Consider the following 12,299-nt stretch of genomic DNA (forward strand, 5'->3'; position numbering starts at 1 on the left):
ACTGGTTTGACATTTAAATCTTTTAATGTCGTTTTTGTTGCTTTGAAAATAATCACGCACCATTCCCCTTCGTATATACACTACCTTAATATGAGAACTTTGCTGTTGTAAAAAAAAGCGCCCCGACCTCATAGTCGTGGCGCTTCATCTTGCTACATGGCACCAATTAGCCCATGTAGCTTATCTCAGGCCGCTGCACCTACATAGCAGCGGCTTCTTCTCCCAGCGGCAGCGTGTAATACTGCGCCTGCTGCCCTTCATGCTGCTGGTACACAACGACCAGCAGCGTCCGGCCTTTCGCGGCAAGCGGGCTGGCGCCAGCTAGCACACGCTCAAGCCGGAACGGAAGCACATCCAATACGGTGTGCTTCTGCAGTTCCTTTTCGCCGAGACCGAGGTCGGCGAAAGCACGGGCACCCATGACCGTCTGTGCGGTCATGGCCGAGGTCATCGGCAACGCACGCAAAGCGTTGCCGTCCACCATGTCCGCCGCTCCATCCGCGGCGGACCCTGTTGCGTCGCCCGAAGTAAGCGACGCTGCATTCCCGGCTTCGTTGCCGATTACACCCGCCGCATCTGCGGCAGAGTCTTCCTCGGCAGCTGCCGGACTTGCCCCAGCGACACTCGGACCTGTGCCGCTGCTTTCCAGCCATGCCGTGCCTGCGGCGCCGGCAACACGTGGCAGTCGAACGTCTTCTGGACGTTCAGCCAACGTTTTCATATAACCCGCCCACTGGTCTTTCTGAAGCGGATCTTCCCACCAGATTTTGCGTGGTTTGTATTTGTGGCCGAGGAAATAATCCAGCTTCATCAGGCCGAGCACGATATCCATATGCGGCGTGTTCCGCGACTCCAGGAAGCTGTGCAGACGAGTAAACAGATCCTCCAGTTGGTGACCGATCTTCTGCCAGCCCTGACCTTCCCAGTAATCCCCGAACGCCTGGAAGAAATCAAATGGTGAGTTGAACTCTTGCTCCATCAGATACTTCAGCGTATGGTCCATCCGGTGTGCGTTCCAGTATTTCTCCAGCACATCCTCCAACCGTTTCAAGCGCACGATGTCGCTGAACGGGAGCACATCACTGCCCAGAATCTCATACGGCGCGTGATCCATGTACGTATAGTTGTACTTCTCAGCATCCAGACGTAGACCCGTACCACGCAGCATTTTGAGGAATCCCAGCTGAAGCTCTTCCGGCCCCAGAGCAAACACATCGTTAAACGTTTTGCGGAACGTATTGTAATCTTCCTCCGGCAGTCCGGCGATGAGATCCAGATGCTGGTCGATTTTTCCACTGGCTTTTACCTTGTTCACGGTCCGGCTCAGCTTTGTAAAGTTCTGGCGACGTTTCACCAGTTCATTGGTCGGATCGTTCGTAGACTGTACCCCGATCTCGAACCGGAATGTGCCTGGTGGCGCATTCTCTGCCAGATAGTCGAGTACCTCGGGACGCATAATATCCGCCGTAATTTCAAACTGAAATACTGTCCCCTGATGATTCTCGATCAGGAATTTGAACATTTCGAGCGCATAATCCCGTTTGATGTTAAACGTCCGGTCTACAAACTTGATCAGCTTCGCGCCCTTCTCGATCAGGTACAGAATATCCGACTTCGTCCGCTCAATATCGTAATATCGCACGCCGACCTCAATACTGGACAGACAGAACTGACAACTGAATGGACAGCCCCGACTGGTCTCAAAATAAACAACCCGCTTCCCGAGATCCGGGATATCCTCTTCAAATCGATGTGGTGACGGCAGATCGTTCAGATCCGCTTTTGGCCGTCCTGGCATGAGAATGACCTCTTCCCCTTTGCGATACGCCAGTCCATAGACAAAGTGGAACTTCTTGCTTCCTTCCAGTTCCATCAAAAGCTGATGCAACGTCTCTTCCCCTTCACCCATCACGATGAAATCCACATTGGGAATCCGGTTCATCCAATATTCCGTGTCGTAGGACACTTCCGGCCCGCCCAGCAGAATTTTCACGTTCGGCATAACCTTTTTCAGATTATCAATGACCTTGATCGTCTCTTCGATGTTCCAGATGTAACACGAGAACCCAATCACGTCTGCGCCGCGCTGGTACAGATCAGACACAATATTCATTACCGGGTCCTTGATCGTATACTCCGCCAGGTCAATATCAAAATCCTTCTCACTGTATGCCTTCAGACACCGCAAGGCCAAGGAGGTATGGATGTACTTTGCATTTAATGTAGAAAGAATAACCTTCATGGTTCACAACCTTTGCCTGGACACCCAGACCATATTTTTTTGGTAAAAAGAAAGCTGCACAGCCATCCTGCCCCGGACGCTGTTCATCTAAACCTCTTTTGAACTAGCCATTCCATGTCTCATGGACATATCCAACTTTTGTCTTTCAAAGAGTGGACACTCTTTTCAAAAAGACACATACACCACGCCAGGCCAAAAACACAACATACAGTATAAAATCCGCACCTTCAACCTACATGTTGTATACGATACGGTCAGCCATTACCAACGCCAATGTCCACCCTTTGAAAGACAATTCGCCACCATTTGTCCACTCTACAGAGACGCGACAACCAACTTCAAAGATTGGAAAGTGAAAGTTAACAATTCATACTCAATTCACTCTTACTCTTACTCATTTCATACTCAATCATACTCGTAAAACGCATCATCATCCGTATCCACTTCTTCGCCCGATTGCTTTTGGAAAAACTCCAGGAACGGCAGTCCGTACTTGCGGTACTTGACCTCACCGACCCCTTTGATATCCAGCATGTCACGTTCTGTCTGTGGACATACCACACTCATCTCGCGCAGGGTCGCATCATTGAAGATAATGTACGATGGTACATGCTCTTTCGCCGCCAAGTCGCGCCGAATCAGACGAAGCTGTTCAAATACCGTCTCATTAACCGCAGATGGCATTGCATCGCGTCCACGGCGTCCGCCGTAGTTCGTACCCGAAGCCGTTGCCGCTGTCTTGCGGACGACACGTTGCATCACTTCACGCTGGCCTTTGAGCACTTCAACCGCTAGTGGCTGCAGACGTACAACCGGATACTGTCCCTCAGACAGCATCAGATATCCTTCGGATACCATCACGTTGATGATCTCCGATATCTCGCGCTCTGTCCGATTACCCATCACGCCGTAAGTTGGCAGAGAGTTGAAGCCGTAATCGAGCACTTTTTTGGCACGGGAGCCTTTGAGCACCGAAGCGACCAGCGATACACCATACCGTTCACGCATGCGGTGAATGCAACTGAATATTTTCTGTGCATCAATCGTCATATCTACCAACTCGCGGTCGTCCGTACAGGAACTGCAAGTACCGCAAGGTGTATCGTCATGCACCTCACCGAAATAATCCAGTTGCGCACTGCGCAGACAACGCGTTGTGTAACAGTAATCCACCATCTGTTGCAGCTTCCGGTAATCGTTCTGTTTGCGGTCGCCGTCCATCGGATTCTGCTCAATCAGGAACTTCTGGGTGATAATGTCCTGTGCCCCGAATAACAGAATACACTGGCTTGGCTCTCCATCCCGGCCTGCACGTCCGGCTTCCTGCACGTATGCCTCCATATTTTTCGGCATGCTGTTATGAATAACGTAACGCACGTTCGACTTATCAATCCCCATCCCGAATGCATTGGTCGCCACCATCACTCGGATATCATCGTACAAAAAAGCTTCCTGGCTCTGGGACCGTTCATCGTCCGTCATGCCGGCATGGTAGCGTCCTGCGGGCAATCCCGCCTGCAACAAACGCTGATGCAGATCGTCCACGTCCTTACGGGTCGCGGCGTATATAATACCTGGCTCGCTGGCATGCTCGCGCGCGTAATTCAGGACAAAATCCTTCTTGCTCTCGCCACGCAGCACGCTAAACGCCAGATTATCCCGCCCAAGTCCGGTCACATATGTCTGCGGGTCCTGCAAACGCAGCAACCGCAGAATATCGCCCATGACCTCGGGCGTCGCTGTAGCCGTGAAGGCCGCAACCACCGGCCGCTCCGGCAAACTATCCACAAACGGCGCTACCGCCAGGTAGCTTGTCCGAAAATCATGCCCCCACTGTGATACACAGTGGGCCTCATCCACGGCAACGCAAGAGATCGGCAAATAGCCCATCTCCTCGCGGAACCAATCCAGCTCCAGTCGCTCAGGCGCGACATAGAGCAACTTCAGCTCACCGCGCTGCGCCGCGCGGATGCGATCATTCACTTCTTTGCCGCTAAGTGTACTATTAATATACGCGGCAGCAATTCCGGCGGTCGTCAACGCATCGACCTGGTCCTTCATCAATGAGATCAACGGGGAGACAACAAGCGTCAGACCCGAATATAACAGAGCGGGGATCTGATAACAGATCGACTTACCGCCCCCAGTTGGCATAATACCCAACGTATCTTCACGTTCCAGCAGACTGGCTACAATCTTTTTCTGTCCCTCACGGAAGTCGGGGTAGCCATAATATTTTTGCAGGAGACCCTGCGCTTCTTCTAATGTAGGTGTTTGCACACTCATGTAAAGACTCCTTACTTATCACCGGTGTTTTTCCACCAGCTTGGTCCGATCCGATTCTGACATCCGAAAGCGGCACATATCCCGCATCCTTGACAACAAAATGGCGTTCTCATGACTTGTCCGTCAAGCAAACGCCGCTCCCTTTAGTTTAACGGCCCAGCCCCGAATGAGCAACCGCGTTTTACTGTAAAACGTTTGAAGCTTCTTCATCAAAATAAAAACAACCGTCCTGCCCTAGTTGGACAAAACGATTGCATTTAATTTTGACAATCTACTACACCCTCCAGAGACTGTTTCGTACTGGTTGTACTTCTCATCTTTCTGTGACTAAATTTCATACTCAGATAAGCCGTTTGTTTTGGCAATCTTCTACTTCAATTTATTTTCTCTATCTTCTACTCCCGCTTCAAACCCTTCTGTCCTCATCTGTCCCAGTTCGTCTCTCTACTTACGCGGTGACACTTCACCACGTTCTTCCCGCTCCTTCATCTCTTTGCGTACCACCACTTCGAGCTTCTGCCGATTGGCAAGCAACCCAGGATCGTGGGGCAAGTACTCACGGGCTTTGGTGTTATGCATCAATGCCTGCTCCCAGTTGCCCAGATGAGCATAACAAAGGGATAAACGGGCATGTGGCAGCCATGTACGGCAGGCCATAGGCACCGGGCGCAGACCCGGATCGCGGCTGCTCACGTCCACCGCCTGCATATACCAGTAGATCGCCGAGACGGGTTCCTGCCGTTCATGGAAACAGGCCGCAATAGCACAGCAGAAATCAGCATGTGGCAGATCATACTGGAACGACTGCAGCAATGCTCCGAGCTTACGGCCCGGCTCACCCAGTCGTTCATAACATTCCGCCAGCCGCGCGCAGGCAATCAGGCGATCCTCGCGGTATCCACTTGGCTGCTCCAGCAGCTTCGTGTACCCGCGTGCCGCCGCCGCATAACGCTGGCGGTCATAACATTCGCCTGCATAATAAAACAGCAGGCGACCTTGGGCTACGCCCTCTTCGGCGATCCATTTGCGCAGAATGCGCACGTTTCGCGCCGAATGATGTCCCGCTTTGCGGCGATGCGTGACGGCAATATCTGCCGTAATGACCTCGCCTCGCGGGAAGTTAAGCTGCTCGTGCACCCGGCCATGCCAGCGGCACCCGGCATCCCACTTGACCAGGCGAAGGCGTCGGTCCGTCACAAGTGGACTCCCCTCCGCTCCCTCGGCCAGCGTGTAGTTCAAGATCACAGCTTCCGTCTTCCCCCCGGACGGAAGCTGCTGCTTCAACACCTCCAGCTTCGCCCGTTCCGCGGGCAACAACACATCATCCGCATCCAGCCATAGGATATACTCCTGCGTGGCCTTGGCGAATGACTCATTCCGCGCTGCGGCAAAGTCTTCCTTCCATTCATACGTGTAGACATGGTCGGTATACTGCGCAGCGATGTCCATCGTGCGATCCGATGAACCGGTATCCACAATGACGATCTCGTCCGCGATGCCGGCAACCGAGTCCAGACAGCGCGCCAGCGTGCGTTCCTCGTTCTTCACAATCATGCACAGACTGATGGTGATCACGTTTTGAGCCCCTTCCTGTCGTACGCGTATTGCGAAATGTCATAACGATTTGCTTTTGTTGGTTAAATACTTCGAACAGCATACTATCGTAAGTTGACTAAAAGAGATTTACACTGGACACTCCGATGACAGAAACTTTCTGATCGTTGTTATCCCCAACTTTTTTTAATTCCTTTTATAAAGGATAAATCCGGGGATAAAGACGAAACATATGCTTCCGATGCAACTTTCATTCAGAACGCTTTTAGCTCCACTTCTTGATATTCTTTTTGTCTTCTCCGTTTCCTGTAAATGTTTAATCCAATTTATTTGGTATTGGTATTGATCACGGAATTCATTTCATCTTCACCTTGGCTAACGAACTGAGGTGACGCTATTTGGTGTATTTCAGCCACCTGGTAAATGTAACGAATCTGAGACCCGCTATTCTCGCATTATAGGCATCCATTCGTCGTTTATCGCAACTTCCAGATGAAATAGCGCCGCTGAGATTCGTTACATTTCTCATCTCGTCTAATTCATCAAAATAAGACGTGTGAGATTCGTTAGAACATAGAATAGCTCTGTCGTCATACTAAACAGCAGTGTGGAATAGAGATGATCCAGCTAGGTGATCTGACAAGTGCCCTGACAAATGCTCTGGGAAGCTTGCAGAAGCTACTTTCGAAACCATCCCTTTAATCTAAGCGGAAGCGCCCTAGTCCCCTTCATAACAAGAACCGCAATGATGCTCCAGAGCACTCTCCTATTCACATTTACGCAGGCAGGAGTTTTCCCCTAGTCTTAAAATTAAAGTTTAGATTTACGTTTGCGTTTGCGTTTGCGTTTGCCTCTGCTTCTACAGTTACTCGCAACACAGTTGCAGTATCCTTACCTTTACCTTACAGTTACTTGCAGCACAGTTTCAGCGTCAGCGTCCTTATCCTTGGGTTTGGGTTTGGGTTTGGGTTTGGGTTTGGGTTTGGGTTTGGGTTTGGGTTTGGGTTTGGGTTTGGGTTTGGGTTTGGGTTTGGGTTTGCCCTTGCCTTTGGTTCTGCCCTTACACTTGCAGTGTCCTTAGCTTTGGCTCCTACCCTGCTCTTACCCTTGCCGCTGTCTCTGCCTCTGTATCTGTCCCTGTCCCTACCTTCATAGCTACCCTTCCCCACTCTCCTGATGGCGAAGTCGTTTCACCTGCTCCACCGCACTGTCCAGTGCCTTCTTGCGCTGTTTCATTACGCGTAGATGATTATGTTCCACCTCGGAAAAATGGACATGATCCAGCGCCATCCACTCCATCAGTTGGTCCAAAGTTGGCGACATATGCAGTTGTGTACTCCGCCGTTTGCGGGCCACGCAACATAGATATTTATGATGAACTTCGAGTTTCATGACTTCGAAATACGGCATCAGGGTCATCGCCAGGCTTCCCGCATAGAAGGTCTGCTTGTGGTCATAGAACGGGTGATACCCATACGGCACGGTTACCACCAGCGTCCCATCTTCTTGTAACAGCCGATAAATCTGGATCAACAACGTCTCCGGATGAGCAAAATGCTCCAGCACTTCTCCAAGCAGCACAGTATCAAAGGCAGTCCTTACTTTCCATTGCGTAATATCCAGCATTCGAAAATCTACATTATTTCTAACCGGCCGGGATTCTTTGGCAAGCTCAGCTTGCGCATATCGGACACTTTCTTCTTCCAGATCAATCCCTGTTACACGAAATCCTTCACGTGCCAGCAGAATGGACGTAATGCCCTGACTGCACCCGACATCCAGGATGCGTTTGCCTGTCGCCTCACGGCACATCCAGTGGATACGCGTTCTCGTCGCTTCATGAGAATCCTCCGAATTAATCTCGCCATAGTAGCGTTCACTCACTCGATCATGATTCGCCATAGGTTTCTCCCGTTTTCACTCGGTGAACCGGCTGACCCAGCACCACAATATTTCCCCCGAAACATCCAGCCGTTGCATTGCGTGTATCAAAAATCAGCTTTGCATGATCTGCCATCTCCTGATAATCGAATGCCGAATGATCCGTGGTAATGATCACCAGATCAGCTCCTGTCCACAATTCCGGCGTAGCCGGCCGGGATTGAAGCACTGTACCGTCATCCTTGCGGAAGACAGGCACCATTGGATCGGTGAAAACCACATCTGCGCCGGCTGCACTCAGTAGCCGAAAAACGTCCAATGCTGGCGATTCGCGCAAGTCGTCAATGTCTTTTTTATAAGCCATACCCGCCAGTACAACACGTGCTCCCCGCACAGATACACCATTCTGCTCCAGCAGCTCCGTAGCACGCTTCACCACTTTCTCTGGCATTTGCCGATTGGTTGCATCCGCCAGCTGAATGAATTGCAGCTCCGATCCCTGACGATTTGCAGCCCAGGACAGATAGATCGGATCGATTGGGATACAGTGCCCTCCGATGCCGGGACCGGGATAGAATGGCATATAACCAAATGGCTTGGTTGCCGCCGCATTCAGTACTTCCCAGATGTTTACCCCCATCTGTTCACAAGCTGGAGTCAGCTCATTCACCAGTGCAATATTTACACTGCGAAATGTATTTTCGAACAGCTTTGCCGTCTCCGCTACCGTTGTTGAACTAACCGGAACAACTTCGTTGAGGAACGAGCCATAGAACTGTTTACCATAATTCAGACAAGCGGGTGTGGAGCCGCCAATGATTTTCGGGGTATTTTTCACACCATAATGTACACTGCCCGGATCTACCCGCTCTGGAGAATAACAGACGTAGAACTGTTCTCCGGCTCGCCAGCCTTTTGCCGCTTCAATCGGTTGTTTCACGCGTTCCTCCGTTGTGCCCGGATAGGTCGTACTTTCCAATATAACAAGGCTGCCTTCCTGCAAATACGGAGTCATGCCATCCACCGCCGCCGAGATATACGAGATATCCGGTTGATGCTCGGCGGTCAGTGGGGTGGGCACACAAATCACAATGACATTGGCCTGTGCCACCGCTGCATAATCGGTGCTTGCCGTGAATAATCCAGCCTGCATAAGCGACTGCACAACATCATCTTCTATACCTATGACATACGAATTCCCGGCGTTCAGCTTGGCTACCTTGGAAGTATCGATGTCAATCCCGTGGACTTGATAACCGGCCTGTGCTATCTCTACAGCCATGGGTAAACCAACATAGCCTAGACCAATGACAACAGCTTTCAGGGAGCGGTCATTAATATGTTGTATTGGGGTACGTTGCTGTAACTCTTTATTTCCTTCGTGCTGGTTGTGCTGATGATTTTCTTCCATTCCTACCACCTCCAAACGCTCCGCCTCCCCTCGGTGGGTGTGTCTGAAAACTCCGAACGAGTTTTGAGACACACCCTAATCGATATAGCCACCTGCACGCAAAAACCGGGCAATCGCTGGTTTGTTCATCATGGCACTGTCCGAGCGATACTCGGAGAAGTTCACACGTGGCAGACTGCTGTACTGATCCGTCAGGCTCTTGTCCTTGTGCTCCGGCAGGATGACATAATACTGCGCATCGTATTGGTACGTACGCGGCGCTTCAAAGGGCGAGATCAGCACTTCATGTAATTTCTCGCCTGGACGTATTCCCGTCACCTTATAATCGAAGGATGGACGACCTGCCTGTTCCAACATGACGGATGCAAGTTCCGTCATCTTGCAAGCTTTCATTTTCATCACAAAAGTCTCTCCGCCCACAGCTGCCTCAGCCGCCTTAAGCAGTAAATGTATAGCTTCAGTACGCGTCAAGAAAAAACGGGTCATGCCTATATCCGTAATGGTCGGGCTTTTGCCTTCATCGATCTGACGACGGAACAAGGGCACAACACTGCCGCTGGTTCCAAGCACATTGCCCCCGCGGATGCAGACAAACCGGGTACCTTCACTTAGCCAGTTGGCACGGATCATCATTTTTTCACCCAAAGCCTTTGTCATGCCATATACGTTAATCGGATCTACTGCCTTATCGGTGGACACATCGATGACTTTGGCAACCTGCATACGTATCGCAGCCCGAATAATATTCTGCGTCCCGATTACATTGGTCTTGAACGCTTCATCTGGCTGGTCTTCGCAGACCGGAACATGCTTCAGCGCAGCCAGATGGAAGAGCACATCCACACCTCTGCATGCATCTTCCACTGCCCGATAATCGCGGATATCCCCAATGATGAATCGCAGACGCGGATCATGGTTGAACTCTCGCTGCATCGCAATCTGGGCGTATTCATTACGTGACAGAAGGCGAATCTCAGCCGGGTCCTGCTCCAGCAGCACCTCAGTCAGCTTTTGACCCCAGGAGCCTGTTCCTCCGGTGATCAGAATCGTTTGTCCTTGAATCATGGATGAATCCCTCCCTGATCAGATCATGAATTCGCGTAGTACCTGTGCCATCTCATCCCGGCTTAACCGGTCTTTGGGCGGTACCTTTTTGGTTGAAGTATTGCTCGAATGCACGATGTTGACATAATTGCGCGGAGCAAGCAGCTCGTGCGGCAGTTCAATGACATTGCCATGTGTACCTCTGCCCGGGAGCTTGACCCGGTATCCTGCTGCGTATTCGGCTGTCTTATATAAGTAGACATAGAACTGTGGAGAACGGTGAAACGCTGGGGCCATCTCGTTATTCACACTGTCCCACAGATATCCGTTCTGGTTAATCAATGCCATCGTCTGCTGCTGTGGTTGAATATCGTAGAGCTGTTGAACAAAGGTTTTATGGTATAAATCATCCGAATCCAGACGGGCAATATAGAGTTGCTCCGCACCTTTGGCAAACTCCAAAATGGCACGCACACTCTCCATATTGGTTCCAAAACGAATATTGGAGGGAAGCGGCTCCTGACCCGCCAGAATCTCCTGCATTAATTCCCCGGATTCCTTGGACAACTTCACCACTGTGAGGAAATCCTGATTCGTCTGCGCCTTCAGGCAATGCAATGTGAACGTGCGGAAGATGCTCATCCGACGCTCCAGCCATTCCCGCGTTAATCGCTGCGGGTCCATCCCATAATTGTTAAAGTTAATCTCAATCACAACTTTCCTGGACATAACATTCCTCCTCATGAACGCTGCAAGTTCCGTTTACCGGATACAGACTGTTTTCATAGTTTTGATGCCGTCTTCCTACGAAAATCATCTTCTATATATCTGATCGCTTACAAGCCACATATCGCTTGTGAATCCAGCACTCTATATCGTATGAAACGTTGATAGAAGCGGTACCGACAGATGTACTAACTTTCATATAAATAGATTGATATACAACCGAAGATGGCGCCCTTTGGGTCGAACGTACATATCGTTACGGTATTCGCAACATAGAATAGAACAGTTCAATTTTCAAAGGAGGCAACCATCAAATGAATTCGATCTATCTTGAAATGGAAGGTGTGCTTGATCAGCTCGAAGCGGCACTTCTGGAACACCGACCGCTGTCTCTTGTAAGAGTCGGTGATGGCGAGAATATCGTCATGTCTCAAGAAACCGTATGGCCCACGGAACAGGTCCTTCAGGAGCGTTGGGCTAAGAAAGCCAACTTAGGGCAAAAGGGACTTCGTCTTCCCAACCCGAAACTACGGGATGAAGTCGCCGCTTCCTTGCAACGTGCCGATATCGTGGGCATTCTTCCTCGTGGTGACAGCACCATTAATGCTCCCGATTATCTCAAAAGACCCCTGACCGACATGGTATTTGCACACTTTGGCATCTCTCCTCCGATGACTTGTCATGCCTGTGTTAATCGGGAACTGGCGCAGAACCCGCGTTTCTGGCAGATGCTTGCAGGCAAGCGTGTGTTACTCGTTACTCGTGAGATTGAGGCTCTGCGTGTCATGCTCGAACGTGATCCGTATAATCTAAACATTGTGACTGCCCTGCCCTTTGACAGCTATGATCAAATGGATGAAACGCTGCATTGGATTCAGAATAATCAACATACCTTCGATGTCGCTCTCTTCTCCTGTGGCGTCAACGCGGTTATCCTTGCGGAGCGAACAGCTGCACTTGCAGGCAAAGTGGCCATTGACTTTGGCAAAGCCAACAACATCATTCTGAAAGGCCGTGCCAACTGATCCTGGACAGTTTCAAACTTTAGTTTCGTGATTTGTATTGAAACGTGCAGTTGCTTGTACGGCAAAAACCCCCGACTTCTTGAGCCGGGGGTTTCTTGCTGAGCGCTAGTCGAAACCTATCGTTGCATTG

The 12,299-nt window shown here is 50.6% G+C and carries 8 protein-coding genes; 1 reads left to right on the top strand and 7 read right to left on the bottom strand.

Features of this window, described 5'->3' with window-relative positions; all coding sequences use genetic code 11:
- Window positions 1–199 precede the first annotated feature (199 nt).
- The 7 genes from MHI01_RS10995 to MHI01_RS11025 all read right to left on the bottom strand — a co-directional run bounded on the left by MHI01_RS10995 (window position 200) and on the right by MHI01_RS11025 (window position 11,147).
- A complete protein-coding gene (locus MHI01_RS10995) occupies window positions 200–2,242 on the bottom strand; it encodes a B12-binding domain-containing radical SAM protein (RefSeq protein ID WP_340983127.1) in 2,043 nt (680 codons plus the stop codon).
- 405 nt (window positions 2,243–2,647) lie between these two features.
- Complete coding sequence (recQ, locus tag MHI01_RS11000) at window positions 2,648–4,528, bottom strand: DNA helicase RecQ (protein WP_340983128.1); 1,881 nt, start codon at window positions 4,526–4,528, stop codon at window positions 2,648–2,650.
- A gap of 444 nt (window positions 4,529–4,972) precedes the next feature.
- Entirely contained in the window at window positions 4,973–6,103 is a 1,131-nt protein-coding gene (locus MHI01_RS11005; protein WP_340983129.1) for a glycosyltransferase family 2 protein, read from the bottom strand.
- Between the two features lie 1,134 nt (window positions 6,104–7,237).
- Window positions 7,238–7,984, bottom strand: a complete 747-nt coding sequence (locus MHI01_RS11010; RefSeq protein WP_340983130.1) for a class I SAM-dependent methyltransferase — start codon at window positions 7,982–7,984, stop codon at window positions 7,238–7,240.
- On the bottom strand, window positions 7,971–9,374 hold the full coding sequence (locus tag MHI01_RS11015) for a nucleotide sugar dehydrogenase (protein ID WP_340983131.1): 1,404 nt from the start codon (window positions 9,372–9,374) through the stop codon (window positions 7,971–7,973). The genes MHI01_RS11010 and MHI01_RS11015 overlap by 14 nt, the downstream gene beginning before the upstream one ends.
- A gap of 75 nt (window positions 9,375–9,449) precedes the next feature.
- On the bottom strand, window positions 9,450–10,439 hold the full coding sequence (locus MHI01_RS11020; protein WP_340983132.1) for an SDR family NAD(P)-dependent oxidoreductase: 990 nt from the start codon (window positions 10,437–10,439) through the stop codon (window positions 9,450–9,452).
- Between the two features lie 18 nt (window positions 10,440–10,457).
- Window positions 10,458–11,147, bottom strand: coding sequence for a glycosyltransferase (locus tag MHI01_RS11025; protein ID WP_340983133.1), 690 nt, complete (start codon window positions 11,145–11,147; stop codon window positions 10,458–10,460).
- Window positions 11,148–11,458: 311 nt separating this feature from the next.
- On the opposite strand from MHI01_RS11025, the gene MHI01_RS11030 reads away from it, so the two are divergent.
- Window positions 11,459–12,169 carry a GT-D fold domain-containing glycosyltransferase gene (locus MHI01_RS11030; RefSeq protein ID WP_036669298.1) on the top strand — a complete coding sequence of 237 codons (711 nt, stop codon included), beginning with the start codon at window positions 11,459–11,461 and terminating at the stop codon, window positions 12,167–12,169.
- The last annotated feature ends 130 nt before the right edge of the window (window positions 12,170–12,299 follow it).

It is taken from the genome of Paenibacillus sp. FSL M7-0656 (genome assembly GCF_038003225.1).
GTDB classification, from domain to species: Bacteria; Bacillota; Bacilli; order Paenibacillales; family Paenibacillaceae; genus Paenibacillus; species Paenibacillus amylolyticus.

Coding starts and splice junctions, on each gene's coding strand:
- MHI01_RS11015 (WP_340983131.1), bottom strand. CDS start 9,374: ATGGAAGAAAATCATCAGCACAACCAGCACGAAGGAAATAAAGAGTTA.
- MHI01_RS11025 (WP_340983133.1), bottom strand. CDS start 11,147: ATGTCCAGGAAAGTTGTGATTGAGATTAACTTTAACAATTATGGGATG.
- recQ (WP_340983128.1), bottom strand. CDS start 4,528: ATGAGTGTGCAAACACCTACATTAGAAGAAGCGCAGGGTCTCCTGCAA.
- MHI01_RS11020 (WP_340983132.1), bottom strand. CDS start 10,439: ATGATTCAAGGACAAACGATTCTGATCACCGGAGGAACAGGCTCCTGG.
- MHI01_RS10995 (WP_340983127.1), bottom strand. CDS start 2,242: ATGAAGGTTATTCTTTCTACATTAAATGCAAAGTACATCCATACCTCC.
- MHI01_RS11010 (WP_340983130.1), bottom strand. CDS start 7,984: ATGGCGAATCATGATCGAGTGAGTGAACGCTACTATGGCGAGATTAAT.
- MHI01_RS11030 (WP_036669298.1), top strand. CDS start 11,459: ATGAATTCGATCTATCTTGAAATGGAAGGTGTGCTTGATCAGCTCGAA.